Source organism: Prosthecodimorpha staleyi (assembly GCF_018729455.1).
GTDB lineage: Bacteria > Pseudomonadota > Alphaproteobacteria > Rhizobiales > Ancalomicrobiaceae > Prosthecodimorpha > Prosthecodimorpha staleyi.
Genome location: NZ_JAHHZF010000007.1, coordinates 72,786 through 99,650 on the forward strand (window position 1 = coordinate 72,786; position 26,865 = coordinate 99,650).

General features: G+C 68.4%; 25 protein-coding genes and 1 CRISPR repeat array. Of the genes, 10 read left to right on the top strand and 15 right to left on the bottom strand.

Annotation, left to right across the window (positions count from 1 at the left end; genetic code table 11):
* The first annotated feature begins 104 nt into the window (after positions 1-104).
* On the top strand, positions 105-1,082 hold the full coding sequence (locus KL771_RS14920) for a helix-turn-helix domain-containing protein (RefSeq protein WP_261969350.1): 978 nt from the start codon (positions 105-107) through the stop codon (positions 1,080-1,082).
* Here KL771_RS14920 and KL771_RS14925 read toward each other — a convergent pair.
* From KL771_RS14925 to KL771_RS14940, 4 genes are read right to left on the bottom strand one after another with little or no spacing between them, the layout of a single operon-like run.
* Positions 1,033-1,842, bottom strand: coding sequence for an ABC transporter permease (locus tag KL771_RS14925; protein WP_261969603.1), 810 nt, complete (start codon positions 1,840-1,842; stop codon positions 1,033-1,035). The genes KL771_RS14920 and KL771_RS14925 overlap by 50 nt on opposite strands.
* 41 nt (positions 1,843-1,883) lie before the next feature.
* Positions 1,884-2,723, bottom strand: a complete 840-nt coding sequence (locus KL771_RS14930) for an ABC transporter permease (RefSeq protein ID WP_261969351.1) — start codon at positions 2,721-2,723, stop codon at positions 1,884-1,886.
* 43 nt (positions 2,724-2,766) lie between these two features.
* Entirely contained in the window at positions 2,767-3,912 is a 1,146-nt protein-coding gene (locus KL771_RS14935) for an ABC transporter substrate-binding protein (protein WP_261969352.1), read from the bottom strand.
* 23 nt (positions 3,913-3,935) lie between these two features.
* Positions 3,936-5,030 carry an ABC transporter ATP-binding protein gene (locus KL771_RS14940; RefSeq protein ID WP_261969353.1) on the bottom strand — a complete coding sequence of 365 codons (1,095 nt, stop codon included), beginning with the start codon at positions 5,028-5,030 and terminating at the stop codon, positions 3,936-3,938.
* A gap of 70 nt (positions 5,031-5,100) precedes the next feature.
* Between KL771_RS14940 and KL771_RS14945 the strand changes: the two genes are divergently transcribed.
* Both KL771_RS14945 and KL771_RS14950 read left to right on the top strand, forming a co-directional pair.
* A complete protein-coding gene (locus KL771_RS14945) occupies positions 5,101-6,207 on the top strand; it encodes a LacI family DNA-binding transcriptional regulator (protein WP_261969354.1) in 1,107 nt (368 codons plus the stop codon).
* 7 nt (positions 6,208-6,214) lie between these two features.
* A complete protein-coding gene (locus KL771_RS14950; RefSeq protein ID WP_261969355.1) occupies positions 6,215-6,751 on the top strand; it encodes a 2'-5' RNA ligase family protein in 537 nt (178 codons plus the stop codon).
* Positions 6,752-6,812: 61 nt separating this feature from the next.
* Here KL771_RS14950 and KL771_RS14955 read toward each other — a convergent pair whose 3' ends face one another.
* A complete protein-coding gene (locus KL771_RS14955) occupies positions 6,813-7,655 on the bottom strand; it encodes a metallophosphoesterase family protein (RefSeq protein WP_261969356.1) in 843 nt (280 codons plus the stop codon).
* Between the two features lie 160 nt (positions 7,656-7,815).
* Between KL771_RS14955 and KL771_RS14960 the strand changes: the two genes are divergently transcribed.
* The 4 genes from KL771_RS14960 to KL771_RS14975 are packed head-to-tail and all read left to right on the top strand — an operon-like array spanning position 7,816 to position 12,069.
* Complete coding sequence (locus KL771_RS14960) at positions 7,816-8,970, top strand: ABC transporter ATP-binding protein (RefSeq protein WP_261969357.1); 1,155 nt, start codon at positions 7,816-7,818, stop codon at positions 8,968-8,970.
* Positions 8,963-9,886, top strand: coding sequence for a carbohydrate ABC transporter permease (locus tag KL771_RS14965; RefSeq protein ID WP_390866864.1), 924 nt, complete (start codon positions 8,963-8,965; stop codon positions 9,884-9,886). Before KL771_RS14960 ends, KL771_RS14965 begins: the two co-directional genes overlap by 8 nt.
* Before the next feature lie 4 nt (positions 9,887-9,890).
* The gene (locus KL771_RS14970; protein ID WP_261969358.1) at positions 9,891-10,727 is read left to right on the top strand and encodes a carbohydrate ABC transporter permease; all 837 of its coding nucleotides are present in this window, start codon (positions 9,891-9,893) and stop codon (positions 10,725-10,727) included.
* A gap of 37 nt (positions 10,728-10,764) precedes the next feature.
* A complete protein-coding gene (locus KL771_RS14975; protein ID WP_261969359.1) occupies positions 10,765-12,069 on the top strand; it encodes an ABC transporter substrate-binding protein in 1,305 nt (434 codons plus the stop codon).
* Positions 12,070-12,159: 90 nt separating this feature from the next.
* On the opposite strand, the gene KL771_RS14980 is transcribed toward KL771_RS14975, so the two are convergent.
* Entirely contained in the window at positions 12,160-12,552 is a 393-nt protein-coding gene (locus KL771_RS14980) for a hypothetical protein (protein WP_261969360.1), read from the bottom strand.
* Positions 12,549-12,953, bottom strand: a complete 405-nt coding sequence (locus tag KL771_RS14985) for a hypothetical protein (protein WP_261969361.1) — start codon at positions 12,951-12,953, stop codon at positions 12,549-12,551. Before KL771_RS14985 ends, KL771_RS14980 begins: the two co-directional genes overlap by 4 nt.
* A gap of 297 nt (positions 12,954-13,250) precedes the next feature.
* Between KL771_RS14985 and KL771_RS14990 the strand changes: the two genes are divergently transcribed.
* The 3 genes from KL771_RS14990 (at position 13,251) to KL771_RS15000 (ending at position 18,162) form a co-directional block, all read left to right on the top strand.
* Complete coding sequence (locus KL771_RS14990) at positions 13,251-14,327, top strand: AI-2E family transporter (RefSeq protein WP_261969362.1); 1,077 nt, start codon at positions 13,251-13,253, stop codon at positions 14,325-14,327.
* 593 nt (positions 14,328-14,920) lie between these two features.
* Positions 14,921-16,375, top strand: a complete 1,455-nt coding sequence (locus KL771_RS14995) for a methyl-accepting chemotaxis protein (protein WP_261969363.1) — start codon at positions 14,921-14,923, stop codon at positions 16,373-16,375.
* A 308-nt stretch (positions 16,376-16,683) separates the two neighbouring features.
* Entirely contained in the window at positions 16,684-18,162 is a 1,479-nt protein-coding gene (locus KL771_RS15000) for a protein adenylyltransferase SelO (RefSeq protein WP_261969604.1), read from the top strand.
* A 66-nt stretch (positions 18,163-18,228) separates the two neighbouring features.
* Here KL771_RS15000 and KL771_RS15005 read toward each other — a convergent pair whose 3' ends face one another.
* The 8 genes from KL771_RS15005 to KL771_RS15040 all read right to left on the bottom strand — a co-directional run bounded on the left by KL771_RS15005 (position 18,229) and on the right by KL771_RS15040 (position 24,908).
* Positions 18,229-18,861 (bottom strand): ferric reductase-like transmembrane domain-containing protein, encoded by a 633-nt coding sequence (locus KL771_RS15005; RefSeq protein WP_261969364.1) that lies wholly within the window; start codon positions 18,859-18,861, stop codon positions 18,229-18,231.
* The gene (locus KL771_RS15010) at positions 18,858-19,346 is read right to left on the bottom strand and encodes a twin-arginine translocation pathway signal (protein WP_261969365.1); all 489 of its coding nucleotides are present in this window, start codon (positions 19,344-19,346) and stop codon (positions 18,858-18,860) included. The genes KL771_RS15005 and KL771_RS15010 overlap by 4 nt, the downstream gene beginning before the upstream one ends.
* Positions 19,347-19,697: 351 nt before the next feature.
* The gene (locus KL771_RS15015; RefSeq protein WP_261969366.1) at positions 19,698-20,384 is read right to left on the bottom strand and encodes a fumarylacetoacetate hydrolase family protein; all 687 of its coding nucleotides are present in this window, start codon (positions 20,382-20,384) and stop codon (positions 19,698-19,700) included.
* 18 nt (positions 20,385-20,402) lie between these two features.
* Positions 20,403-21,128, bottom strand: coding sequence for an ABC transporter permease (locus KL771_RS15020; protein WP_315901501.1), 726 nt, complete (start codon positions 21,126-21,128; stop codon positions 20,403-20,405).
* Between the two features lie 42 nt (positions 21,129-21,170).
* Positions 21,171-21,989, bottom strand: coding sequence for an ABC transporter ATP-binding protein (locus tag KL771_RS15025; RefSeq protein WP_261969368.1), 819 nt, complete (start codon positions 21,987-21,989; stop codon positions 21,171-21,173).
* A 29-nt stretch (positions 21,990-22,018) separates the two neighbouring features.
* Positions 22,019-22,852 carry an ABC transporter permease gene (locus tag KL771_RS15030; protein ID WP_261969369.1) on the bottom strand — a complete coding sequence of 278 codons (834 nt, stop codon included), beginning with the start codon at positions 22,850-22,852 and terminating at the stop codon, positions 22,019-22,021.
* Positions 22,853-22,983: 131 nt separating this feature from the next.
* Positions 22,984-23,976: an ABC transporter substrate-binding protein gene (locus KL771_RS15035; RefSeq protein ID WP_261969370.1), complete on the bottom strand. Its 993-nt coding sequence runs from the start codon at positions 23,974-23,976 to the stop codon at positions 22,984-22,986.
* 251 nt (positions 23,977-24,227) lie between these two features.
* On the bottom strand, positions 24,228-24,908 hold the full coding sequence (locus KL771_RS15040; protein WP_261969371.1) for a GntR family transcriptional regulator: 681 nt from the start codon (positions 24,906-24,908) through the stop codon (positions 24,228-24,230).
* A gap of 393 nt (positions 24,909-25,301) precedes the next feature.
* Positions 25,302-26,597: a CRISPR direct-repeat array (repeat unit 37 nt; unit sequence GCTTCAATGAGGCCGGGGCGCGAGGCCCCGGATAGGC).
* Positions 26,598-26,865 lie beyond the last annotated feature (268 nt).

A 26,865-nucleotide genomic window follows, 5' to 3' on the forward strand; every position in this document is an offset into this window, starting at 1 on the left:
CGATTCCGGCGATCTTGGCGCAAACCTGCGCCGGCGGGGGCTTGCGGGGAATGGAGCCGTCGCACAGTCTCTTGGACAAATCGAACTTCCACGGGAGCCCGAGGATGCGCAACCTGCCGCCCGCCTATGCGCTCTACGGCGAGGATGCCGCCGGGTTTCCGGACGAACTGCATATCGAGACGATCAGGGTCCGCAGCCGAGTCCACGACTGGAACATCCGCCTGCACCGGCACGGCGAGCTGTATCAGTTCTTCCTGCTGACGCACGGCGGCGGCATGGCGACGATCGACGGGGCGCGGCATCCGCTGCGATCCGGCACCGCCATCGCGATGCCGCCGCTGGTCGTCCATGGCTTCGATTTCGAGCCCGACACCGACGGTTTCGTCGCCAGCGTGCCGCCGGCGGTGCTCGATCGCGCGGCTTTCGGCGACGGCGCCTGGCGGCGCGACCTGGCGCGCCCGGCCCTGCTCGATCGGCCGGAGACCGAAGTCGCCCCCCTCGCCCAGGTCTTCGGGCTCGCCCTGCAGGAATTCGCCGAGGATCGCGCGGGGCGCCGGGAGGCGCTGACGGCGGTTTCCGGGTTGATCCTGGTCGCGTTCCGGCGGGCGATCGCGGCCGCCCTGCCGGAAACCGCCGGCGCGCGGGCCGCGCCCGGCCAGCGTCTCTTCGAGCGGTTCAAGGCCGAGGTCGAGGCGCACTATCGCGCCCATCTGCCGATCGCCGAGTTCGCCCGCCGGCTCGGCACCAGTCCGCAGCATCTCACGCGGACCTGCCGGGCCCTGTCCGGACGATCGGCTCTGGACATCGCCCATGACCGGATCGTCCTGGAGGCGCGCCGGCACCTGCTCTACACCTCGATGACCGTCGCCGAGATCGCCTTCCTGCTCGGCTTCTCCGATCCGGCCTATTTCACCCGCTTCTTCGGCCAGCGCACCGGGGTCAGCCCCAGCGCCTACCGGCAGGCCGTGGAGGGTCAGGGCCGGGCCCCGGCAGGGCGCGATGCCGCGCCGCCCGCCGGGCGGCGCAAGACCTTCAACGGCCGATCCGGCTCAGCACCTGCGGGTTCAGGAAGCGCTCGATGACCAGCATGAACAGGATCGAGGGCACGAGCAGGATCAGGGCGGTGATCGACGCGATCTGGTAGTTGCCGCCCATGCTCGCATTGTAGAGCAGCAAGGGCAGCGTGCTGACCTGCGGCACGCCGACGAAGAAGGTTCCGGTGAATTCGTCGAGCGATTCCAGGAAGACGAACACGGCGCTGGCCATCAGACCGGGCGTGGCCAGCGGCAGCGTCACGGTCAGAAAGGTCCGCCAGGCGGAGGCGCCGAGATTGCGGGCGGCCAGTTCGAGATCGCGATCGATCGCCGCGAAGGCCGCTGCCGCGATCCAGACGGAATAGACCAGACCGTGCACCGTATGCACCGCAACCACGCCGGCCACCGTTCCGGTCCAGCCGAAGGCGTAGAAGATGCGCGCCACGTTCATGTAGATCGCCACCGACGGGAAGGCCTGCGGCAGCATGAACAGGATCAGGAGCACGAGGCGGCCGGGCAGGCGCAGCCGGCCGAGCGCGTAGCCGGCCGGGATAGAAATCGCGAAGGCGAAGACCACGGTGAGCAGCGCGATCTCGATCGAGGTGGCGAGCGACGCCATCGCATCGCCGGTCGGCCGGAATACGGCCTCCCAATACCGGAACCCATAGACGACCGGCAGCTTGAACGGCGTGTACCAGCGCTCGGCGACCGACCAGAGGACCAGATTGGCCAAGGGTCCGAGAACCGCGAAGGCGAAGAGCCCCAGAGCGATGCCGCGCAAGGCACCGCCTGCGGCCGACGCCGCCATGGCCCGGACGCGCGGACCGGCCGTGTCGAGGGCGACCGTCGTCATCGCGGGACACCGCTCCTGAGGCCGTGCCGCAGATAGAGGAAGGCGGCCGCGGCCGTCATCGCGTAGGAGAGCACCCCGAGGGCGTTGGCGGTGGCGTAGTCGCCATAGGCGTTGATGCGGAAGGCCATGTCGACGGTCAGCATGGTCGGCTGGGAACCGGCGACCATCATCGGCACCGACAGGACGGACAGCATCGTCACGAAGGACAGGGTCAGGGCCACGGTCAGGTTCGGCATGACCTGGGGCAGCACGACATCGAACAGGGTGCGGACCCGACCGGCGCCGAGATTGCGGGCGGCATCGATCGTGGCCCGGTCGAGCGCCGCCATCGCGCCGGCCAGGAGCAGCGTGACGAAGGGCACCTGCTTCCAGACGAAGGTGATGACGATGCCGCGCCAGTCGAGCAGGCTCGCCCCCTGGCCGGGATCGATCAGGCCCAGCGCGACGAGACTGTTGTTCATCAGTCCGTTCTTGGCGAGGAAGGTGCGCATGCACTGGCCGGCGACGATGAAGGGAATGAAGAGCGGAAACCGATAGAGCCAGCCGAGCAGCGCGACCGCGCGGCCGGGCCGACCGAGGACCAGGATGCCGGCGACGGCGATCGCCGCCGCCGCGGTCGCTGCGGTCGAGACGGCGACGATGAAGACCGTGAACAGGATGTCGCCGGAATAGAGTTCGAAGGCCTTGCCGAAGTGGGCGAGCGTCGGCCTTCCGTCGGATCCGGTGAAGGCGGCCGACAGCGAATAGCCGAGCGGATAGAGGAACAGGGCGCCGACCATGGCGAGGGCCGGCGCGACGAGGAGGAACCCGGCGAGGGAGGGGCGTTCTCGGTCCATGGGGGGGCCCGGTGGACGGGTTGCGTCCACCGGAATCCTCTCGTCAGTTGGCCACCTTCTTCTCGTAGCCTTCGAGAATGTCGTTGAAGTAGGGCGCAATCGGGAACGGCTTGCCCTTGCTCGACAGATCCTCGGGCGTGATGTCGGCGAACAGCTTCTGCCAGGTCGCCTGTTCGAGCTTGCCCTGCAGGTGCTGGGCGTCGATGCCCGGATACCAGTTGAAGCGCTTGACGATGCCCTCGGCCTGGACCGCCGGGCTGGTCGCGAGCGCGATGAACTCGGCGGCGAGCTTGGTCTGCGGCGCCTTCGCCGGGATGGCATAGTACATCGGCTGTCCGGGCATGCCCGGAGCGACCAGCTTCAGCTTCATCGACGGGGGCAGCTTGCCCTCGGCCTGCCAGCTGTAGAACATGTCGACCCAGACCGGACCCATGGCGATCTCGCCGCGGTTCAGCATGTCGAGCGTGCCGGCATTGCCGGGCGTAATAACCGCATTGCGGTTGAAGTCCTTGAGGTCGGCCAGCGCCTTGTCCCAGGCGGCCTTGCTGGTCTCGTCATAGGGACCCTTCATGAGCCGGTCGGTATTGCCGCCGAAGGCATAGATCCAGCCGGTCACGAAGGCGACGCCCGACATGCCGCCCTTGATGCCGTTGTAGCCGAACTGCTTCGGGTTCTTCTTCACCCATTCGACCAGTTCGGAATAGCTGGCCGGCGGGGTCTTGACCATGTCGGCATTGTAGGCGATCGCCGTCTGGGAATGGAACATCGGCATGACGAAGCCGCCGACATCGGCGCCGAGCGCGTTCTCGGCGGTATCGCGCGTAACCAGGGCGCCGGTCGGGATGCCGGCGCGATACTTGTCGAGCAGGCCTTCCTTGACCATCTGGCCGGCCATCTTCTGATGGGCGACGACCACGTCGAAGTCCCAGGCGGCGGCTCCGGCCTGCTTCTGCGCGGACAGCTTTTCGTAGATCTTCTGCGAGCCGGCATCGCCGGGACCGGTGCCCACGGCCACGACCTTCACGCCCGGATGGGTCTTCTCGAACATCGGCCCGAGATAGTCCTTGACGTAGTCGACCATGTTTTGGTCGCCGGCGGTGGCGACATTCAGCGTCTGCGCGCCGGCGGGGCCGGCAAGGAGCAGGGTCGCGGCGGACAGAAGGCTGCCGAAAGTCAGACGAACGAGCATGGGGAACTCTCCTTGCGCTGGGTTCAGGCGGCGCGGATCGCCGGCACGCCCGGCCCGGACCGGGCGAAGACGTGCAGCGACGGCGCCGGAATGGCGATGGTGACGGCGGCGCCGTCGTCGAGCCGGTAGGCGTCGTCGACGAAGAAGCGGCCGACGGGCGTGCCTACCTGGTATCGGTAGCGGCCGCCCGGATAGCTCGACTGTTCGATGCGGCCCGGAATGGCGAGGCAGTCCCCCCTGCCCTCCCGAGCCGCGAGGGTGACCGCATTGGCGCGGAAATGCAGCAGGCACGGTCCCTCGACGGGCGGCGTGCCGGCGATGCGGGCGCGGATTCCGCCGGCCAGCGAGAGAACGAGATCCGTTCCGTCGCGCCGCGCCTCCGCCTCGATCACGTTGTCGGCGCCGAGGAACGACGCCACGGTCGGCGAGTTCGGGCGCCGGTAGACGTCCTCCGGCCGGCCGTCCTGCACGATGCGTCCGGCCTCGAGGATGACCAGCCGGTCGGCCATCACCATCGCCTCTTCCTGGTCGTGGGTGACGTGGATCGCGGTGAAGCCGATGCGCTGCTGCAGCGCGCGGATTTCGTGCCGCATGGCCAGCCGGATCTTGGCGTCCAGATTGGACAGCGGCTCGTCCAGGAGCAGGACCGGCGGATGGACCGCCAGGGCACGGCCGAGCGCGACGCGCTGGCGCTGCCCGCCCGACAGGGTCGTCACGGACCGGTCGCCGAAGCCCGGCATTTCGACCAGCGTCAGGATCTCGTCGACCCGCCGCGCGATATCGGCGCGCGACCAGCCGCGCAGCTTCAGCCCGTAGCCGATGTTGCGCGCGACCGTCATGTGCGGCCAGAGCGCATAGGACTGGAACATCATGGCCGTGCCGCGCCGTTCCGGACCCGTGCCGGTCACGTCGCGCCCGCCGAGCAGGATGCGCCCGGCGCGCGGCGCGATAAAGCCGGCGATCGACCGGAGCAGCGTGGTCTTGCCGCAGCCCGACGCGCCGAGCAGCGCGACGAAGCTGCCCGGTTCGATGGCCAGGTCGATCCCGTCCAGCACCACCGTGCGGCCGTAACCGACCTCGAGCCGCTCGATGGCGACTGCCGTCCCCTGCTGCGGCATCGGTCCCTCCGCCGACCGGCTGGATGTGCCGGTCACCCGCGGGGAGCTAGCAGGCCAACACGACAATGACATGAACACGTGTGCAAATGCGGTCGAGGCGGCGACCGGCACGAGCCGGCCGGGCGAGGAAAGCAGGCAATCGGGAGGGTTCGGGTTGGGCGAGGACGAAGCGGACAGGGCGGGACGGCGCGGGCGCCGGGTCACCGCGGCAGACGTGGCGCGGGTGGCCGGCGTCTCGCGGGTCGCGGTCTCGCGCAGCTTCACGCCGGGCGCCAGCGTGTCGGACGCCATCCGGGACCGCGTCATCGCCGCCGCGCGGACGCTCGGCTATCGTCCGAACGCCTTCGCGCGCCAGCTCAACCGCGACCGCTCCGAACTCGTCGCCTTCGTGGCCGGCTTCATCGACAACTACTACTATGCGGTCTTCTTCGACCGGCTTCTGAACGAACTGCAGACGCGCGGCTGGCGCACGCTCTATGTCCATGTCGGTGCGGGCGGCGATGCGGTCGAGGCGCTGGCGCAAGCCTCGGAATATCCCGTCGCCTGCACGATCGTGGCCGCCGGCAGCCTCGATGTCGACGCGATCGCGGCGCTGCGGGCCATGGGGCCGGTGATTCTGGCCGGCCCGGCCTCCGCCCTGCCCGATGCCGATGCGGTCTCCTCCGACGGCGGGCGCGGCATGGCACTCGTGGTCGACCATCTGGTCGGGCGCGGCCGGCGCCGCCTGGCCTGCATTTCCGGACCGGCGAGCCTTGCCAGCGCCCGCGAGCGCGCCGAAGCCTTCGGGACGGCGCTCGCCGGCCACGGGCTTGCGCCCGCCGGCATCGTGCATACCGATTTCACCGAGCCGGGCGGCGTCGAAGGCATGCGCCGTCTGCTCGATGCGTATGGCCCCCCGGATGCCGTCGTCTGCGGCAACGATGCGATCGCCTTCGGGGTGCTCAACCTGCTGCGCGCCGAGACCGCCCTCGCGGTCCCGGGCGACATCGCCGTCACCGGCTTCGACGACACCGCACCGGCGGCCTGGCCGCTGATCGCGCTGACCACCGTCGCCAGTCCGCTCGACCGGCGCATCGCCGCCATCTGCGACCTGCTCGACCGGCGCGTGGCGGACCCCGACGCGCCGGCGCTGCGGATCCGGATCGAGCCGCATCTCGTCGTCCGCGCCACCGGCTGAGGGCGTCATGACCGAGACCCCGTCCCTGCATTCCGTCTGGCTGCTGGCGGCCCCCGAAGACGAGCGCCGCCTCGCCGCCGAGGTCGAGGTGCTGTCGCGGCGCTTCGGCACCCCGCGCTTCCGGCCGCACGCGACCCTGGCCGGCGATCTCCCGATCGACGCGGCCCGCCTCGCATCGCGGGTCGCATCGGTTGCCGCCGGCCACCCGGCGCTCGCCGCGCCGGTCGTCGGCATCGAGACCGGAGCGGCCTATTTCCGGGCCTTCTACGCCCGCCTTGCCGCGACAGACGCTCTGACGGCGCTCCATGCCGCCGTTCGGATCGCGGCCGGGACGGATCCGGCTTCCCCGTTCCTGCCGCATGTGTCGCTGGCCTACGGCCTGCCGCCCGGTCCGGCCCGCGACGCGGCGCAGGCCGCGATGCAGGCCGTCTGGTCGGGGACGCCGATCCGGTTCGACCGCCTCGCGCTCGTCCGCTCGGCCGACACGATCCCGATCGCGCAGTGGACCGTCCGGCAGGACTGGCCCCTTTGCGCGCCGACCTGACGGTGCCGCCGACCTGCGCCGGAGCCGTCGGCCCCGGACGCGGCCGATCGCCAAGGCGCGCTCAGTTGGTGCGCGGCAAGACCCCGTAGGCGCCTTCGAAGTCGCCGAGATCATGGTCGACGGTGCCGGGCACGCGGACGGTGCGGACCGTGACGCGGTCGCCGGAGAAGCGGTAGTCGACTAGGCCGCACTGCTTCTCGCCGAGCCGCTCGTGGTTCCAGTCCGGCACCACGAAGGCGACCGCCGGGGCCCAGACCATCGCGGTCGAACGCCACAGCCGGATGCGCTGCTGGTGGATGTGACCCGACATGACGAGGCGGACATCGGCGGCCGCGATCAGGTCGACCAGCCGGCCGCGTGCCGCCCGCGGGGCATACCAGTAGCCGGTTGCGGCGTCTTCCTCGGGCTCGTCCAGGAACAGCGGCTTGTGCAGCACGAGCGCGATCGGGCGGCCGGGGCCGGCGGCGAGCGCCTCGGCCAGAAAGGCCTCCTGGGCGGCCTCCTCGTCGAGTCCGGAGCCGAACAGGGCCGAATTCAACCCGACGAACCGCCAGGCGCCGATGTCGCGGACCCATCGGTCGGCACCGAAGACGGACCGATACCGTTCGAGGCGCTTCACATCGACGCCCTGGTGAACGACCTCTCCGGGCTCGGCATTGTTGCCGACATCGTGGTTGCCGGGCACGAAGGCCGTCTCCAGGCCGAGGCCGTCATGAGCCGCGCGGGCGAAGGTGAGATCCTCGTCGCGATCGGCGCCGTCGAGCGCGATGTCGCCGGTATGGAACACAGCATCCGGCCGCTCCTGGCGCAGCCAGTCGGCGACCCGGTCGAAATTGGCGTTGAAGTAGGGCTTCGACGGCGAGAGATGCGTGTCCGAGATCTGGACGATGCGGAAATGGGTCATGGCGCGTCCCGAGGCTGATCGAGCGATCCGCTACCGCCGCCCCATGTCGCCCGCGTGACGGCCGCCGTCGCGCCTGTCACCGGAATGACGTGTCCGCTTCGCCGCCCTGTCATGTCCCGACCGTATGGCTGGCCAGTCTTGTCCGGTCGGGAGCGGGAAGTTGGCAGGCGTCACCATCGCATCGCTGCATAAGCGCTTCGGCGCCGTCCGAGCCGTCGACGACGTTTCGCTGGCCCTGTCTCCCGGAGAGTTCGTCTCCCTGGTCGGGCCGTCCGGCTGCGGCAAGACTACCCTGATGCGCATCGTCGCCGGCCTGGAACGGGCCGAAGGCGGCTCGGTGTCGATCGCCGGGCGCGATGTCACCGGCCTGCGCGGCGCGGACCGCAACGTCGCCATGGTGTTCCAATCCTACGCCCTCTATCCGCACATGACCGCACGCCAGAACATCGCCCTGCCGCTGGTCATGCGCCGGCTCGGGGCGCGCCAGCGCCTGCCGCTGGTCGGCCGCGTCTGGCCCGGCACCCGTGCGGCGCTCGCCGGCATCGAAGCCGACGTGGTCGCGACCGCCGAAAGCCTGGGCCTGGCGCATCTGCTCGATCGCAAGCCGGCTCAGCTTTCCGGCGGCCAGCGCCAGCGCGTCGCCCTCGGCCGGGCCATCGTGCGCCGGCCGGATGTGTTCCTGATGGACGAACCGCTGTCCAATCTGGACGCGGCCCTGCGCGTGCAGACCCGCAAGGAAATCGTCGACCTGCACCGCCGCGCCGGCGCCTCGACCATCTACGTGACGCATGACCAGTCCGAGGCGCTGACCATGTCGGACCGGGTCGCGGTGATGATGGCGGGCCGCATCCTGCAGGTGGCGAGCCCGACCGCGGTCTATGACGACCCGCGCGACCTGCGGGTCGCCCGCTTCATCGGCTCGCCGCGCATCAACACGCTCGCCGCCGAGATCGGGGCCGACGGCCTCGTCCGCGTCGCCGGCCAGGCCATGGGCATCGCCTCGTCGGCGCGCGGCGCGCATGTCTATGCGCTGAGGCCGGAACATCTTTTGCTGGCTACCGGTGGCGGGCTTGCCGCCAAGGTCGAGCATGTCGAGTTCCTGGGCGAGGCGCTGCTGGTGCATGCCCGCCTGACCGCGACAGGCGAGGCGGTGGTGGCGCGTCTCACGCCCGAGGACCGGAGCCGCCTGCCGGCCGACGACACGGTCGCCCTCGTGCCCGCAGCGGGGCGGGGCCTGCTGTTCGGCGCCGACGAGGCCCGCGTGGAGGCCGTGCCGGCCGCCGTCGCGCCGTCGGGAGCGCGCGTCCGTGGCTGAGGCGGCAACGATCGCGCAGAGCCGCACCGCACCCACCCGCCGGCCCGCCGGCGAGACTGCCGTCGCCTGGCTGCTGGCCGCGCCGGCGACGCTCGCCTATGCGGCGATGATCCTGGTGCCGAGCCTGGCGCTGGTCGTGCTCGCCTTCACCGACTACGAACTCGGCGCGCCGGGCTTCCGGTGGGTCGGGCTCGGCAATTTCGCTGAGCTGATGGCCGACCGCGGCTTCCTGCGCTCGGTCGCCAACACGGCGCTCTACGTCCTGTTCGTGGCGCCGGTTTCGGTCGCGCTGGGGCTCGCCATCGCGCTCCTGATCGAGGGCGGCCGGCGCGGGCGCGCGCTGTTCCGGGCGCTGTTCTTCCTGCCGGTCGTGTCGCTCACCGTCGCCATGGCGACCGCCTGGTCCTACATCCTGCATCCGACCATCGGCCCGCTCAACGCGCTGCTGCGCGCGGTCGGCATCGACGGCGCCAACTGGCTCGGCGATTCCGGCACGGTGCTCTTGTCGCTCGGCCTGATCGGCATCTGGGAGAATGCCGGCTTCAACCTGGTCCTGTTCCTGGCCGGGCTGACCGCGATCCCGCGCGATCTCTATGCGGCCGCCGAGATGGACGGCGTCAAATCCGCCTGGGACCGTTTCGTCACGGTGACCTGGCCGATGCTCGGGCCGACCACGCTGTTCGTCGTGATCATCACCACGGTCCGGGCGATCCGGGTGTTCGACACGGTCGCGACGCTGACCCAGGGCGGCCCCAACAAGGCGTCCGAGGTGATCCTCTTCACCATGTACACGGAAGGCTTCTCGTTCTTCCGGATGGGCTACTCGGCCGCCATCACGCTGCTGTTCCTGGTCGCCGTCACGGTCCTGATGCTGGTCCAGAACCGGCTGATCGATCGTCGTGTCCATTACGGGTGAGGCCATGACCGACGACCGCCCGCTCCTCGCCGATCTGCCGCGCCTCGTCGTCCTGACGCTGCTCGCCGCGATCTTCGTCGCGCCCTTCGTGTGGATGCTCGCCGTGTCGGTGAAGCCGCCGGACGAGGTGTTCCGCGCCTCGCTGGCGCTGCTGCCGGAACGATTCCACGGCTTCGAGAATTACGGCCGCGTCTTCGCCGAGGTGCCGGTCGGGCGCTATCTCGCCAACGGCGTCATCGTCTGCGCCGGCATCCTGGTCTTCCAGATCGCTTTCGCGGTGCCGGCGGCCTTCGCGCTCGCCAAGCTCGACTTCCGCGGCCGCGACGCCCTGTTCGGCTTCGTCATGCTTGGCCTCATGGTGCCGGCCCATGTCCCGGCGATCCCGATCTATATCGCGCTGGCCAAGGCGGGGCTCCTCAACAGCTATGCGGCGCTGATCGCGCCCTTCACCATCTCGGTCTTCGCGATCTTCCTGTTCCGCCAGTTCTTCCGCGCCATGCCGGACGAGATGATCCAGGCGGCGCGGCTCGACGGCCTGACCGATCTTTCGATCGTCTGGCGCATCGTGCTGCCGAATGCCTGGCCGGCCGCCACCGCCTTCGCGATCTTCTCGGTCGTGGCGCACTGGAACGACCTGTTCTGGCCGCTGATCGTGATCTCGCAGGGTGATCTGGCGACGCCGGCCCTCGGCGTCCTCTACTTCAAGAACCAGGAGGCGGGCGCGGATTTCGGGGCCCTGATGGCCTCGGCGGTGGTGATGACCGCCCCGCTCGTCGCCGCCTTCCTGTTCGCCCAGCGCCGCTTCATCGAAGGCATCACCATGACCGGCCTCAAGGGATGAGACCGGCCGGCGCCTTCGCCTTCAAGGAGACCGAACGATGACTCTCGACCTCTCGATCAGCCGGCGCGGGGCGCTCGGCCTCGCCAGCGGGGCCGCCGCCACGCTCGCCATGCCGGGCATCGCGCGCGCCGCCGCCGTCGATCTCGTCGTGCACTATTCGATGCCGGCGATCTTCAAGGACGCGCAGGAGGCCATCGCGGCGGCCTTCAACGCCCGCCAGTCGGCGATCCGCGTCTCTTACGTCAATCCGACCCCGACCTATGAGGACGGCGCCCAGCTGATCCTGCGCCAGGCTGCCACCAACCAGCTGCCGGACGTGTCCTTCCAGGGCCTCAACCGCCTGCGCCTGTTCGCCGAACGCGGCATCGCGCTCGACCTGCGCGGCCTGCTCAAGGACGAGGGCGATCCGGCCCGCCTCGGCTATTCGGCGCCGCTGCTCGGCCTCGGCTTCCACGGCGGCAGCCAGGCGGGCCTCGCCTTCGCGACCTCCAACCCGATCTCCTACTACAATGTCGATCTCCTGAAGCGCGTCGGCGCCGATCCGGAAGCCTTCCCGACCAACTGGGACGACGCCATCGCACTGTCCGCCAAGATCGCCGGCCTGGGCGACGGCATCAACGGCATGTTCTTCCGCTGGCCGGGCGACGACTGGATGTTCTCGGCGCTGCTCTACGGCTATGGCGGCCGCATGCTGACGACCGACGAGAAGGCGGTCGCCTTCAACGGTCCGGAAGGCCTTGCCGCGCTGAAGCTGCTCGACCGGATGGTCAAGGAAGGCCGGATGCCGAATCTCGCGGCTTCCGCGAGCTCGACCCAGGACCTGCAGGCCTTTGCGGCCGGCAAGCTCGGCATGATGTTCCGCACCACCGCGCAGGTGCGCGCCATCTCGCAGTCGGTCGGCTCCAACTTTACCCTGCGCACCACCGTCATGCCGGTGATCGACCCGGTCAAGGGCCGCCTGCCGACCGGCGGCGCCGGCGCCATGATCACCGCCAAGGATCCGAACCGCCAGCGCGCCGCCTGGGAGTTCGTCAAGTTCGCGACCTCGGCCGAGGGCACCAGCCTGATGGTCAAGAATACCGGCTACGTGCCGACCAACCAGATCGCGATCGACAATCCGGAATATCTCGGCGATTTCTACAAGCAGAACCCGCTCTTCGTCGCCGCGACCAAGCAGGTGCCGCTGATGATCCCGTGGTATGCGTTCCCGGGTCAGAATTCGGTGCGCGTCACCCAGGTGATGGTCGACCAGCTCGCCCGGATCGCCGAGCAGAAGGCGACCCCGGAGGCCGTGCTCGCCGACATGGCGACCGAAGTCACCAAGCTGATCCCGACGCCCTGAGCGGCGGAGCGGTTCGACGGTGCCGAGAGGTCCGGGCGGATTCGATGAACCTACCGGGCGAGGTGCCCGCGGGATCATGAATCCCCCGGTTCACTTGCCTCGGCGGGCCATCCAAAAGCCGACGCCGGCCGCTGTCACCAGGGCCGCCAGCTTCGTATGACGGCGGGCCAAGGAAAAGGCGGTCGGGGCGAGCGAGACGAGCGTGCTCGCCGCGACCGCGCTGCCGATCTCACGACGGGTGCGCCGGACCATCACCGACAGGGTGACCACGGCGCCGATCGCAACAGCCGCCGCAACGGCGGCGACGATCAGCGCCGCCGCCTCGGGCGAGACATGGTGGGCGAGCGCGATCTGCACGGCCATGGCCATGAAGATCACCGCGACGACCAGGGCCAGACCGGCCACGGCCGCCGCGATCGTGACCACCATCCCGCGGCGTCGGACCAGATCGAAATCCAGTCCGAACAGGCGGGCGAGTGTCATCGACCCGCCCCCGGCCTCGTCATGACGCCGAGGAGGAGACCGACGCCGGCCGCAATGGCGAGCGCGGTCAACGGCCGCTTGGACACGGCTTCGGTGACGCTCTCCAGGGAATTGCGACCGAGCACGCCCGCATCATGGGCGAGGGCGCCGACACGATCCGCCGTGGCCGCGCCGACCCCGGCGACGGCGCCCGCCGCCTCCGCGGCCTTCTCGCCGGTCGATTCGGCGAAGGCATCGACCAGGCGCCGCATCTCGGCGAGGACATCCTTGGCCGAGGCCATCACGGAGTCCGCATTGGCCGCGACGGTGTCCTTGGCCGCGCCGATCTCCGCGACCGTGCCTTTCGCGCTGGCGCCGATATGGTCGACCAGGGAGAAGGTATCGCTGACTTTCTGGTTCATGGTCTCTTCCTTTTCGAAGGCTGAGGTGATCCGGTGGCCGTGACGGCGATTCGGTGGTTCGCCCCGGGTTTCCGGTCAGACAACCGCCGAATGCCGCCGAGGTTCCTTCCGCGCTGTCGTGGCCGTCCGACCTCGCCCAGGGACGCAGACTTCGAAAGCTGGCGACCGGGCCGGGCGGGAACCGATCGGACGGTCGCGCATTGAGGCCGCAGCGGACCGGTCACGGTCCGGCGATCCCCCATTGGCGGAGACGGCCCCTTGAACCGACCAGAGCGTGCCGTCCCGACTCCGACTGTTTTGCCGGACCACCTCCAGCCTCACCCTGCGGCCGGCGTCTGGCGCTTCCGGAGCGACCTTGCCACTGTCGGGCTTTTCGTGTTGGCGCTGCTGGTCGCCCTGCGCTCGGCCTCGGCCATCGCGGTGCCGATGGTCGCGGCCATCGTGCTCGGTTCGGTTCTCGCCCATATCGGCGACCGGGCGCAGCGGATCGGCGTGCCGACGGTCGTCGCCGGGATGGTTCTCGTGCTGGCGACCAGCGTCGGCCTCTTCGTCCTGGGCAATTCGGTGGCCGATGCGATCAGCAGCATCCTCGACCGGCTGCCCGACTTGACCAAGCGGGTCGAAGCCCTGCTCGGTCCGGTGATCGGCTACTTCGATGGCCTGCATGCTCTGATGGCCGAGCGATCGACCCAGACCGGCGGTGAAGGCGCGGGCAGCCTCGGCCGGCTGGCGTCGTCCGTCGACATGACCGCCGTGACCGGCTTTCTCGGCGGACTGACGCCGGCCTTCGGCGAAGTGCTTGTATTCCTCGCCACGCTGGCCTTCTTCGTCGCCGGCCGCGCCGCCCTGCGGCGCAAGGCCATCCTGGCCTTCGGCGACCGCGACCGTCGGCTGGCGATGATCCGGGTGTTCAATGCCGCCGAGGCGACTCTGGCGACCTATTTCGGGACCACCTCGACCATCTATCTCGCGGTCGGGATCATGACGGGCGCGATCGCCTGGAGTTCGGGGCTGGCCAATCCGGCGCTGTGGGGGGTGATCGCCTTCCTGCTCAGCTTCATCCCTTTTCTCGGTCCCGCGATCATCACCGTCGCACTCGTCTCGGCCGGCCTGCTGACGCATACGGGACTGCTGGCAGCGCTCTGGCCGGCGATCGGCTTCGGCATCGTGCATCTGATCAGCGAGAACGCGATCCTGCCTTCGATCCTGGGCCGCCGCTTCGAGATCAATCCGTTCCTGGTTTTCGTTGCGATCGTGTTCTGGAGCTGGATGTGGGGCCCGATGGGAGCGGCGCTGGCGGTCCCGATTCTTCTCGTGGCACAGACCATGCGGGATGCCCTCGCCGGTGCGCCATTGAGTTCACTGCCGGAATGACGATGGCGTCAGGGCATCCATCGTGCCGAACCCGACGACCCCTGTCCTCGCGCTGCGGCCTGATTTGGCGGAAGCGCCGGACGCCCGACGGACGATTGCCATGGCAAGCCCGCGATCCGTTTGTCCGTGCGCGCGGCGTCCGTCCGAAAGCCTGGCTCTCCGGAGGCGCGGACGGTTCAATCGGGCATCCTGCATGCCCGTGACGCGGCTCAGGTCGGCAATAATTTGCAAAACTGTGCATGTAAAAATGACATGTTGGTTGTATTTCCGGCAACGTCGCAATGCGAGATTTTGTGGACTACCGAATACCCACCGCACGAGATGAATTTCCGTTGGATGGAATACATACCATCAAGAGGGGATTTTCGCCGGGCATACAATATTCTCCATATCCATGATCCAAAATGTTTTGGGTACCGAATCCAAAAACGCGAAGATTTTACTATGTTCTACGTATTGTGGAGAATGGATGCTGTCAGACTGCCGTCAGAAATCAGAAATCTATTATCCAAAGCGTTTTGCATATTATCGATTTAACGGATTCTAAAATGAAATGCGTTGTTCTAGGCGTCTACAATAGCAGGAAGACGATCATGTTCGAGTTTGGCGGCAATACCCAGCGATTGAAAGCGCTCTCCGAGGCCGTTGAAAATTCCCAAGGCGTCATCGAGTTCCTCGCCGACGGCACCATCGTGGACGCGAACCCGAATTTCTGTGCCGCCAGCGGATATGCGGTCGACGAACTTAAGGGACGCCACCATTCGTTGCTGGTCGAACCGAACTACGCCCGTTCGGAAGCCTATCAGGCGTTCTGGACCGCGCTCCGGCGCGGCGAGAGGCAGACCGGGCGGTTCGAACGGCGCAACAAGGACGGCAAGGTGCTCTGGCTCCAGGCCACCTATGCGCCGAAGCGGGCGCGCAACGGCACGGTCGAAGGTGTCGTGAAAGTTGCCGCCAACATCACCGAACAGCTCCTCGCCGAGGAACGGGCGCGACTTCTGCTCGGAATTCTCGACCAGCTGCCGGTGAACGTGATCACCTGCGATCCGAAGACTTTCCTGATCGACTATGCCAATACCACCTCGATCGAGACCCTGCGCCGCATCGAACGCTATCTGCCGGTGAAGGCAGACCAACTGATTGGAACGTCGATCGACGTCTTCCACAAGCGCCCCGAACATCAGAGGGCCATGGTCAACGATCCGAAGCGGATGCCGCACCGGGCCGAGATCCGGGTCGGCCCCGAGGTGCTCGATTTGGAGGCTTCGCTGGTCAATCATCGACCGCTGATCGTCTGGTCGATCGTCACCGACCGGTCGCAGATGGCGGCCGATGTCGGGCGCGTCACCAACGACCTGAATCAGATCGCCGTCGATCTCGGCTCGGCGGCGAGCCAGCTCGCCGGCAACGCCGAGAAGGTCGGCAGCATGGCCCAGGCGGTTGCGGCCGCCTCCGAAGAGCAGGCGGCAGCGATCGGGGAGGTCGCCGAACGCACCTCCGCCACCGCAAGCCGCGCCATGAAGATGGAGGAAGCGGCGACCGACGCGCGCGCGCGCATCGGCGGACTTGCCCAGATCGTCGGCGGGATCGGCGAGGTCGTGAACCTGATTGACGGCATTGCGGCGCAGACCAAGCTCCTCGCCCTCAACGCAACCATCGAGGCCGCGCGCGCCGGCGAGGCCGGCCGGGGCTTTGCCGTGGTCGCCGCGGAAGTCAAAGCCCTGTCGGACCAGACGTCGCGGGCGACCGCCGACATCGCCGCACGGATCACGAAGGTCCAGGAGGGAACCGGCGATACCGTCGATGCCGTCGATCTGGTTCTGTCCGGAATTCGAAGCGTCGGAGAACTGACCAATGCGGTTGCGGCGGCCTCCGAGCAGCAGCGCGGCGTCGCCGCGGAGGTGACCCGCACCATCGCCTCGGTCGCCCATGAGGCGATCCACGCCGGGACCGCCGCCAAGTCGGTTTCCCAGGGCGCCGACCGGGTGACCGAGACGGCCGTGCTGCTGAAGGAGAAGATCGCGGCCTTCTCCAAAAGCGCGATCTAGAGCCGGCCGTCGCCTCGCTTGCGCCGTCGCGGCGATGCCGACGGGGCGGCGCGGCAGTCACCGCTGTGTCCGGACCGATGATCCGGGCCGAATACGGCTCGCGACGCCATGGGCGGCGCCCGGGCTTGGCCACCGCCGGGCCCGGCCCGACGGGGTCTTGAGCGGTCCCTGTCGGACCCCTCGGCAGACGCGACCGACCGACAGCCCGCTTTCGGCGCGGGGCGACCTTGCCGCCGGCGGACCTTCGCCCGATCTTAGGCGGGCGACCACCCGCGGCTTGATCCCGTTGCGGCTGGCGACACCGAGGCCTGCCCGTGACCATCGCGTTCGACAACAGCTATGCCCGTCTGCCCGACCGCTTCTATGCGCGCGTGGCGCCGACGCCGGTGGCACAACCTCGGCTGATCCGCCTGAACCGGGCGCTCGCCGGCGAACTCGGCCTCGACGCCGATCGGCTTTCCGAGCCCGAAGGCCTGGCGATGCTGGCCGGCAACAGGATCGACCCGCAATCCGAGCCGATCTCGATGGCCTATGCCGGCCATCAGTTCGGCCAGTTCGTCCCGCAGCTCGGCGACGGACGCGCCATCCTGCTCGGCGAAGTGGTCGACCGTCACGGCCGGCGGCGCGACATCCAGCTCAAGGGTTCCGGGGCGACGCCGTTCTCCCGTCAGGGCGACGGGCGTGCGGCGCTCGGCCCGGTGCTGCGGGAATATATCGTCAGCGAGGCCATGGCTGCGCTCGGCGTGCCGACGACGCGCTCTCTGGCGGCGGTCGCGACGGGCGAGCGGGTCCGGCGCGAGCGCTGGCTGCCGGGCGGGGTGCTGACGCGGGTCGCGTCGAGCCACATCCGGGTCGGCACCTTCCAGTTCTTCGCCGCGCGCGGCGACGGGGAGGGGGTACGGGCGCTGGCCGACCACGCCATCGCGCGGCACTATCCCGACGCCGCCGCAGCGACGAACCCCTACCGCGCCTTTCTGGAAGCCGTCACCTTCGCGCAGGCCGACCTCGTCGCGCGCTGGTGCCTGATCGGTTTCATCCACGGCGTCCTCAACACCGACAACACAGCCGTCTGCGGCGAGACGATCGACTACGGTCCCTGCGCCTTCATGGACGCCTACCATCCGGCGACGGTGTTCAGTTCGATCGACATGCAGGGCCGCTATGCCTTCGGCAACCAGCCGCGCATTCTGCAGTGGAACCTGACCCGGCTCGCCGAGACCCTGCTGCCGCTGCTGGCCGACGAGCAGGATGCGGCCATCGCGGCAGCCGAAGAGATCCTGGGTCGGTTTCCGGGCCGGTTCGAACAGCGCTACCATGCCGGACTGCGCGCCAAGCTCGGTCTTGCCACCACGCAGGAAGCCGATATCGCCCTTGCGCGCGATCTCCTGACGTGCATGGCCGAGGGGCAGGCCGACTTCACGCTGACCTTCCGGCGGCTCGCCGATGCGGCGGCCGATCCGGCACGGATGGACGCCGTCCGCACCCAATTCGCCGATCCGGCGCGCTTCGACCTCTGGGCGCCGCGCTGGCTGCAGCGGCTGGACGCCGAGGGCGGCGCCCGTTCGGCGCGGGCCGCGGCGATGCGGACGGTCAATCCGATCTACATTCCGCGCAACCATCTTGTCGAGGCGATCATCGAAGCTGCGGTCGATCGGGACGACTTCGCGCCGTTCCACCGCCTGATCGAGGTCCTCGCCGATCCGTTCACCGCGCGCGACGACCTCGACGCCTTCGCGCGCGCACCGGAACCGCACGAGCGGGTATTGCAGACCTTCTGCGGGACCTGAGCGGCGGCCGTTGCGCCGGGGTGGTTTCAAAGTCGCATGGCCGCCGGGATCCTGGCCCGGCGGCAGTCATGGAGACGCCGAACGCTTCGCCCGTCCCCAGAGATCCGCGACGACCTTGGCGGTCCCCACAAGGACCAGGGCGCAAAGCGCCACTTTCGACAACGTCTCCATCGTCCCCTCGATCAGGACGGCATGGACGATGCTGCCCAGTACGATCACCAGCGCGAGCGTCAGATGACCGATGCGCCACACGCGCGGGCTGATGCGCAATCGCCGGCGGAGGAGAGCCAGCAATGCGACCGCGAAGACCGCCCACATGGCGATCACGCCCCAGTTCGAGAAGGGCGTCGGCGATGCGAACTGAAGCGCGTCGACGACATCCGGCGGGCTGGTGAGCCACAGTCCGGCGACGTGGATCACCACGGCCAGAACCAGCACGGCGCCGATCCAGCGATGCAGGCGACGGCCGCGATAGGCCGAAAATCCGGGCAGATATCCGCCCGCCAGCAAAGGCTGGACGAGTTGAAGCCCGAGGGCGGCGATTCCGGCAAATCCCGCAGCGATATAGACCGGGTCGCGCCAGGCCAGGAGCGGGCTCGCCGCCGCGGCGGCGATCGGGACGACGAGTGCAATCGCCAGGGCGGCCCAGACCGTCAGGATCCGGGTCAGTTTCGCCCCCCTTCCGCCCAACGCGTTCACACCGGCTCAAGAACGAAATGCGCCTCGAGGCGCTTGTCCTTCGAGCTCGGCATCACCGGGCGCAGAAAGACGGTCCGGTAGGTGCCGCCGTCATAGGCGAGATGGCCGTGCGGCTGGCCGAATGCCGGCACGATCTGCGGCATCTCGAGGCGGAACACCCCATTCGCATCGGTCAGCGTGGCACCGTGGCTGCGCTGGTCGCTCTCGTAGCCTTCCGTCGTATGGGCCCAGATCTGGATGCGCTGCCCGGCAAGCGGGGCGCCGTCGCCGGCACGACGCACGGTGCCGGTCATCCAGAAACCGCCGCCGCCGATCCGCTCCACGATCGGCGCGCCCGGCCGGTAGTTGTTGGCGCCGCCGGCCATCGACGGCGTCGGCGCCAGACCCGTCGCCCGGACGGGCAGGACAAGTCCGGCCATCCCGCTGGCCAATGCGCAGCCACCGACCGCAATCAGGCGGCGGCGATCAAGCCGGACATCGGTCATGAACGATCCTCCTCGAAAAGGCGCGCCCTTGGGTGGCCGTTGCAGACGCGCATCTCCGATACATTAAGGCAGGCCGCGACTTCTTAAAGGGGCCTTGTCGTCGAAGGTCGGGACGATTGCGACCGGTCTCGCCGTCCTGCGCCGCGCAGAGCCGCCAGCTTCGCATATCTGGCGGGAGCCGATGCGCCCCCGCGGTTCCGGTCTCGAGGACGGGCCTCCTGTCGGACCTACGGGGTCCGGCCTCGGCGGCGCGCTGGCCCACCGGTCGCTGTCGCGGGCCCGAAGGCCGGCGGCCAATGCCCCGCCGGCTTTCAGGAGCCCCGGCGGACCCGCCCGCCGCACCGGTCTCGGTCAGGCGACCTTCACCCGGAAGTCGCCGACGCCGTCGACATGGCCGTGCAGGGCATCGCCCGGCTTGACCGCGCCGACGCCGGCCGGGGTGCCGGACATGATCAGGTCGCCGGGCGCGAGCACGAAGTAGTCGGACAGGTAGGAGATCATCTCCGGCACCTTCCAGATCATCTGGTTCAGGTCGCCGGTCTGACGACGCTCGCCGTTCACATCGAGCCAGATGCTGCCCGCCGCCGGATGTCCCACCGCCGCGACCGTATGGATCGGGCCGCAGGGTGCCGACTGCTCGAAGGCCTTGCCGATCTCCCAGGGGCGGCCGAGCTTCTTGGCTTCGCCCTGCAGGTCGCGGCGGGTCATGTCGAGCCCGATCCCGTAGCCGAAGACATGTTCCAGGGCCAAGTCGACCGGGATGTTGGCGCCGCCGCTCTTCAGCGCGACCACCAGCTCGATCTCGAAATGGACGTCCTTGGACTTCGGCGGATAGGGAAAGTCGATGCCTTCCAGCAGGATACTGTCGGGATTCTTCTGGAAGAAGAACGGCGGTTCCTTGCTCGGGTCGTGGCCCATCTCGATGGCGTGTTCGGCGTAGTTGCGACCGATGCAATAGATTCGCCGGACGGGAAAGAGATCCGAGGAGCCAACGACGGGCAATGCGGCCACGGACGGGGGTGAAATGACGTAACCCACGAGAGACGTTCCTTTTCTTCAGTTGCGGGATCCGGCGAAGTAGTCGACCCGGCGCTCGATCGCACCGAGCAGGGTATCGATCAGGAAGGCGAGCCCGAAGAGCACAATCAGCATGGCCCACATGTGCTCCATCAGGAAATTCGACGAGTAGATCTCGAAGAGGCGGCCGAATCCGACCACCGATACCAGGAGCTGCCCGATGATCACGCCCTTGACGGCGCGCAGCAGTCCCAGCCGGATGCCGGTCAGGATCTCGGGCAGAGCGGACAGGACGTAGATCTTCGAGAAGGCCTGCCAGCGGCTGGCCCCGTAGACGCGCGCCATCTCGACCAGCGACGGCGAGATCGATTGGGTTCCGGCCCGCGCGTCCAGGATGACGATCCAGATCGCGAACAGCACCACGGTCAGCACGATCGTGGTCTCGCCGAACCCGAAGATGGCCATGATCACCGGCACCAGCGCGGAGAGCGGGGCCGAAATGAAGACGTTGACCCAAGGCAGCAGAAGGCGGTCAAGAAGCGGCACGCGGCCCATCAGGATGCCGACGGGCACGCCGATCAGGATCGCCGCCGCACTGCCGGCCGCGAAGGTGCGTGCCGTGATGCCGACGGCCTCCCAGAAGCTCTCCGTCCCGGCGATCTCGGCGAGACGAACCAGCGTCGCCGACAATGGCGGGATCAGGAGGGTGAGGTCGGCCCGGCCGACGATCTCCCAGACAATCGCCCAGACGACGAGCGACGCCATGGCAGGGACCCGATAGCCGCCGATCAGCATGACGTCTCGCCCTCACTCGACATAGTGGCGCAGCCCCTGCCAGATATCCTCGACCGTATCGAGATAGTCGGGGTGCCGGCGGATCCGATCCGGATCGCCGTCGCGCGGCAGATCGATCTCGATGATCCGCTGCACGCGGCTCGGGCGCCGCGACAGCAGCACGATCCGGTTGGAGACGTAGACCGCCTCCTCGATCGAATGGGTGACGAACAGGAAGGTCTTTCGCTCCTGGGCGACCAGGCGGAGCAGGTCTTCCTGGAAGCGGCGGCGCGTCTGTTCGTCGACAGCCGAGAAGGGCTCGTCCATCATGACCACGTCGGCGTTGACCGCGAGCGCCCGCGCCAGACCGACGCGCTGGCGCATGCCGCCCGACAGTTCGTGCGGATACTTGTGCTCGAAGCCCTTGAGGCCGACCGCCTCGATATATCGCTCGGCGACGGCCTCGCGCTCCGATCGCGCCACGCCGCGCAGTTCGAGCCCGAAGGCGGCGTTGCGCAAAACGGTCGCCCACGGCATCAGGGCGAAATCCTGGAACACGAAGCTGCGCTCCGGCCCCGGTCCGGTGACGCGCCGGCCCTTAACGAGGATTTCACCGGCCGTCGGGGCGACGAGACCCGCGATGATCTTCAGGAGCGTGGTCTTGCCACAGCCGGAAGGGCCGAGCAGGGAGGTCAAGGCGCCTTCCGGGAAGGTGAGGCTGATGTTGTTGAGCGCCTCGACGCCGCCCCCATAGGTCTTGGAGATGCCGCGCACCTCGACGATGCCGTCGGGCGCCGCGACGGCCGCCGGGATGCCGTCACCGAAACGGCCCGGATGCGCGCTCGCTGGCATCCCCGGGGATCCGGCCGGAAGCGTCGTGATCATGCCGTCCTCCGCGTCTCGGGCCGCAGGAAGCGCTGCTCCACGAAGCCCAGGATTTCGATGAAGCCGACCGACACCATGATGATCGCCGCGATCGCCGCGTACATCTTCGGATAGTCGGCGACCGACTGGTTGTAGGTGATGATGTCGCCGATGCCGGTGGGGGTGACGAGCAGTTCGGCCAGCACCGCACCAACGAAACCGGCCGCCGCGCCGAGGCGCAGTCCGGCGAAGATGACCGGCGTGGCGGCCGGCAGGATGATCTTGCGAATGATCTGTGCCGGCGTGCCGAGGAAACTCGTGCCCATCTCGATCAGGCTGCGCGGGGCATGACGCACGGCCTTGAAGGAGTTCAGCACGATCACCGGCATGGCCATGATGCAGACGATCGACACCTTGGTCAGCAGACCGATGCCGTAGGCCATGACCAGGATCGGGACCAGAGCCGCCAGAGGCGCGGCCTGCAGGACGATGAAGATCGGGACGCCGAACCACTCGACCCGTTCGTCGAGCCCCATCGCCACGCCGATGCCGACGCCGACGACGCCGGACACCGCCAGTCCGATGGCGAGCGGCGTGAGGGTCACCCCAAAGGCGCGAAGCAGACTGCCGTCGGACAGCAGGGCCGCGAAAGCCGTGGCGGTTTCGGAGAAGGGTGGAAAGGACGGGCTGACCGGCCAGCGGCCGGCGATTTCCCAGGCCAGCAGCGCGATCGCGAAGGACACCGCCCGGAGCGTGAGGGGATGGACGAGCGCGGCGCGCGGCCGGAAGCGGGGCGTACCGACCCCGGTCGCAGGCGGCGTCGAGAGGCTGTTCATGCCGGTCCCGATCATGAGGAAACGTTCCTGGCTGGGTTTGGTCCGCCCGCCGCGGCGCGGCGCCGATCTGAGGGATCATCCGGCGACGGACTCCGGACCGGCGGCGCCGGTCCGGATGCGAGGCCGCGGAGCCCGGCGCCGGCGGGTCAGCCGCCGATCTTCTTGCGGGCGCGCTCGAGCGGGCCGAAATCCCAGAACTCCTCGACCTTCAGCTCGGCCGCGGGACCGGTCATCTGCCCGGCCTGGGTGTAGAAGTCAAAGTCGAGCCTGACCGCCTGGGGCGAGCCGCCGGCCTTGTCGAAGACGCCGTTGTCGACCGCCTGCCGGTAATATTTGTCCACGTCGGCGAGAAGTTCCTTCGGCAGGTCCTTGAGCAGGCCGCGCTTGACGCGCTCCTTCTCGACCATGGTCGGATCGGCCGCCATCTCGCGCCAGACCTTGGCGAACTCCTCGACGATCGTATCGGCTGCGGCCTGGTTCTTGGCGAGCCATTCGGTGCGCGCGAACAGGATCTCGTCGCTGGCCTTCTCGTCGAGGCCGGGCAGGACGTGGAACTTGTCGGCGCTTTTGGCGAGCAGGAGGTTCTTGTTGGCGAGGTCGACGATGGTCGCCTTGATCTGCCCGTTCAGCATGGCGACGACGCGGTTCTCGGAGCCGGCCACATAGGAGCGCTGGCCGAACTTGATCCCGTTCCGGTCGGCCAGGATATTGCCGATCGCCTCGGTACCGGTCCCGCGGGCGTGGAACACGAAGGGCTGGCCGTCCAGGTCCTTCCAGGTCCTGTAGAGCGACTTGTCGGCGACCGCGAAGAAGACCAGGCGCGTCACCTGGAAGATGCCCTTCAGCGGCGCCTTGGATTTCTGGACGACCGCATAGGGCGTGCCGATCCCCAGATCGGCCTGGCCGTTGACGACCGCCTGGATCGCCAGGTCCTCCTTGGCGAAGGAGGTCAGGGTGTAGTCGACGCCCCGCTCCTTGGCGCGTTCGAGCGCGACGATGTAGGCGAGCGTTTCGACCGACACGGTGTCGCCGAGCGCCACCTGGACCTTGGCGGCCTGCGCCTCCGCCACGACGGCCGGAACCGTCATGGTCAGGACGGCGCCTGCGATCGCACCCGATAATCTGGACATGAACGACATGGGAACAGCTCCCTCGGCAGTTTCCTCAAGGCACCCCGCCGGTTCTCCGGGCTCTGCGGCAACCTCGATCCGGAAGGTATATCGCTGAATCAGGTCGCGCAAACTGTTTTATCGATATTTTTTGAGTGGACCAGTTTTCGTCGCGAAAAGACGCACTCGCCCGACCGCGCCGAAGCGACGGTGGGCGAGTGTCCGGGCCGGACCTCGGAGACGGGAGAACGAAGGCGGCGCCGGGCGGCGCGACGCGCGGCTCAGTCGGCGGCCGCGGCGAAGTCGGTCTCGATGATGGTCAGGGTCTTCTGATAGTGCCGCTGGAGCAGATCGACGGCGCGCTCGACCTCCCCGTCGATGGCCGCGTCCATGATTTCGCGGTGCTCGTCGGGGCCCTGCCGGGCCGGATAGACCCGCGCCGCCGCGAGCCGGCGATAGCGGTCCGCCTGGTCGCGCATGTCGCGGCAGAAGCCGAGCAGCCACGAGGAACCGCAATTGGCGATCAGGGCGTGGTAGAATTCCCGGTGCCGCTCCTCCCAATCCGGGTTGAAGCTGTAGCTGGCCGGGTCCAGCGAGCGGGGCGTCCGCGACAGGCGGTGGAACGCCAGCACCACGCCTTCCTCCCAGGCGACGGTGCGGTGCAGGATCGATTCGCGCACGGCGATGCCTTCGAGCCAGCACCGCGTCTTCACCAGTTCGGCCAATTGCGCGAGGCTGACCTGGGAGACGTAGAATCCGCGCTGGTCGCGGCGTTCGACGAGGCCCTCCGAGGACAGGCGGTTCAGGGCCTCGCGCACGGGGCTCGCCCCGATTCCGTAGCGCTCGCAGACGAACTCGATCCGCAATTTCAGACCCGGCGCGAGCGATCCGGCGAGGATGTCGTCCCGAATGCGGTCATAGACCGTCGACGAGGTGGTGAGGCGGACGATGGGTTCGTTCATGGCAGCCGGGCTGAAGCGACGGTAACCGGGGGTTCATAGCACGAACCGCGGCGCAGGAAAGAAAAACGATTATCCGAGCCAGAACGAATTTTCATCGAGTTTGTGGGCTTTCGCCAAGTTCGCAAGCGGCGACCGATCGGACGCCGAATCCCGGCGCCGGCACGCCGTAACGGCCGACGGCATCCGAGGCATGGACACCACCAGGACTTCGGCGATGCCGGCCCCGGCTTCAGCGCTTCAATGAGGCCGGGGCGCGAGGCGGCGGCATCCCGCGTCTTTCCTCCCCCCAAACCGCAATCCCGGACAAGGCCCGCAGGGCCGCCGATCCGGGACCTACTCGCCTCGCGGCCGCGTCAAGATCACACGAGAAAACAGGGCATCGCGGCAGGTTTCGGTGAAAGTAGGCCGAGGCGCGAGGCCCCGGATAGGCTCTTCGCGGTCGGCGATCAGAATATCGAAGAGCTGCTGCTTCAATGAGGCCGGGGCGCGAGGCCCCGGATAGGCCCGCCCGCGCCGCGCTCTCCCATCTCCTCCCTCAGATCATCGCTTCAATGAGGCCGGGGCGCGAGGCCCCGGATAGGCGCGGATTGACCATACCATATGTCAGCCGGGTATTTTAGCTTCAATGAGGCCGGGGCGCGAGGCCCCGGATAGGCCAGGAGCCGCCATGTCCGTCTACCGCCGCGCCGGCCGGGCTTCAATGAGGCCGGGGCGCGAGGCCCCGGATAGGCGAGGGCAGGCAGCAAGCGACGCAGCAAGAGCAGCTTGTGCTTCAATGAGGCCGGGGCGCGAGGCCCCGGATAGGCGGAGAAAGACCGTGAGCGCAAGCGCGCGAGCAAAGTCGCTTCAATGAGGCCGGGGCGCGAGGCCCCGGATAGGCGTGCCTGATGAGCGGGCCATCCGTGACAGCGTCGAGCTTCAATGAGGCCGGGGCGCGAGGCCCCGGATAGGCATCCGGCCGCCGGCCCGGGGCAGCCATACACCTGGGAGGCTTCAATGAGGCCGGGGCGCGAGGCCCCGGATAGGCCGTCATCAAGGAATACACCGTCGCCGCGAAGGAATTCGCTTCAATGAGGCCGGGGCGCGAGGCCCCGGATAGGCTAGCGATTTCCGCGAAGGACGCGGCTCGGACGCGGCTGTGCTTCAATGAGGCCGGGGCGCGAGGCCCCGGATAGGCCGGCCCGTCCGATCCGGCATCCGGCGTCTTGACGAGCTTCAATGAGGCCGGGGCGCGAGGCCCCGGATAGGCTCGTGACGACAGTCGCGTCGAGAACGGCCGGCGCGATGGCTTCAATGAGGCCGGGGCGCGAGGCCCCGGATAGGCCCGCCATTCACCGGGCGCGCGTCAACCTCTTCAAGTTGCTTCAATGAGGCCGGGGCGCGAGGCCCCGGATAGGCCGCGCCAGTGGTCGCGGTATAGACAGACGGCAGCGAAGCTTCAATGAGGCCGGGGCGCGAGGCCCCGGATAGGCGGCGCGGTCGGCGCGGTCGGGACATAGTCGACAGGCTTCAATGAGGCCGGGGCGCGAGGCCCCGGATAGGCGACCCGCCCGAGGTCCAGGAGCAGGACGCCGCCGACGCTTCAATGAGGCCGGGGCGCGAGGCCCCGGATAGGCTCACACTCTACACAACATCGCTGCAGACTACGTGATGCTTCAATGAGGCCGGGGCGCGAGGCCCCGGATAGGCGCCCTGGCTGGAAAGCACAGAAGCGCGAGAGGGTTATGGACCGCTTTGCGAGAGGTCGGCCAAAGGATCGGCGGCCGGGACCGCGATTCCTTGCCGGGAGCTTCAAATTATCAAAGAACGTGTTCTGACACAACGACTTGGATCTTTGCGAGCGGTGCCGGGGCTTTTCGTGCCATCCGAGCGCTCGCGAAAATCAGGCTACAACCGTTCGTGACGGACGCCAAGGCAAACCGGCGGTCTGGCTGCGAAAGTTCGCGCGGGCGGTGCG

What these genes read in the sequence shown, in the direction of transcription:
- KL771_RS14920 (WP_261969350.1), top strand. Translation starts at nt 105, where the DNA reads ATGCGCAACCTGCCGCCCGCCTATGCGCTCTACGGCGAGGATGCCGCC.
- KL771_RS14925 (WP_261969603.1), bottom strand. Translation starts at nt 1,842, where the DNA reads ATGGCGGCGTCGGCCGCAGGCGGTGCCTTGCGCGGCATCGCTCTGGGG.
- KL771_RS14930 (WP_261969351.1), bottom strand. Translation starts at nt 2,723, where the DNA reads ATGGACCGAGAACGCCCCTCCCTCGCCGGGTTCCTCCTCGTCGCGCCG.
- KL771_RS14935 (WP_261969352.1), bottom strand. Translation starts at nt 3,912, where the DNA reads ATGCTCGTTCGTCTGACTTTCGGCAGCCTTCTGTCCGCCGCGACCCTG.
- KL771_RS14940 (WP_261969353.1), bottom strand. Translation starts at nt 5,030, where the DNA reads ATGCCGCAGCAGGGGACGGCAGTCGCCATCGAGCGGCTCGAGGTCGGT.
- KL771_RS14945 (WP_261969354.1), top strand. Translation starts at nt 5,101, where the DNA reads ATGAACACGTGTGCAAATGCGGTCGAGGCGGCGACCGGCACGAGCCGG.
- KL771_RS14950 (WP_261969355.1), top strand. Translation starts at nt 6,215, where the DNA reads ATGACCGAGACCCCGTCCCTGCATTCCGTCTGGCTGCTGGCGGCCCCC.
- KL771_RS14955 (WP_261969356.1), bottom strand. Translation starts at nt 7,655, where the DNA reads ATGACCCATTTCCGCATCGTCCAGATCTCGGACACGCATCTCTCGCCG.
- KL771_RS14970 (WP_261969358.1), top strand. Translation starts at nt 9,891, where the DNA reads ATGACCGACGACCGCCCGCTCCTCGCCGATCTGCCGCGCCTCGTCGTC.
- KL771_RS14975 (WP_261969359.1), top strand. Translation starts at nt 10,765, where the DNA reads ATGACTCTCGACCTCTCGATCAGCCGGCGCGGGGCGCTCGGCCTCGCC.
- KL771_RS14980 (WP_261969360.1), bottom strand. Translation starts at nt 12,552, where the DNA reads ATGACACTCGCCCGCCTGTTCGGACTGGATTTCGATCTGGTCCGACGC.
- KL771_RS14985 (WP_261969361.1), bottom strand. Translation starts at nt 12,953, where the DNA reads ATGAACCAGAAAGTCAGCGATACCTTCTCCCTGGTCGACCATATCGGC.
- KL771_RS14995 (WP_261969363.1), top strand. Translation starts at nt 14,921, where the DNA reads ATGTTCGAGTTTGGCGGCAATACCCAGCGATTGAAAGCGCTCTCCGAG.
- KL771_RS15010 (WP_261969365.1), bottom strand. Translation starts at nt 19,346, where the DNA reads ATGACCGATGTCCGGCTTGATCGCCGCCGCCTGATTGCGGTCGGTGGC.
- KL771_RS15020 (WP_315901501.1), bottom strand. Translation starts at nt 21,128, where the DNA reads ATGGCGTCGCTCGTCGTCTGGGCGATTGTCTGGGAGATCGTCGGCCGG.
- KL771_RS15025 (WP_261969368.1), bottom strand. Translation starts at nt 21,989, where the DNA reads ATGCCAGCGAGCGCGCATCCGGGCCGTTTCGGTGACGGCATCCCGGCG.
- KL771_RS15030 (WP_261969369.1), bottom strand. Translation starts at nt 22,852, where the DNA reads ATGATCGGGACCGGCATGAACAGCCTCTCGACGCCGCCTGCGACCGGG.
- KL771_RS15035 (WP_261969370.1), bottom strand. Translation starts at nt 23,976, where the DNA reads ATGTCGTTCATGTCCAGATTATCGGGTGCGATCGCAGGCGCCGTCCTG.
- KL771_RS15040 (WP_261969371.1), bottom strand. Translation starts at nt 24,908, where the DNA reads ATGAACGAACCCATCGTCCGCCTCACCACCTCGTCGACGGTCTATGAC.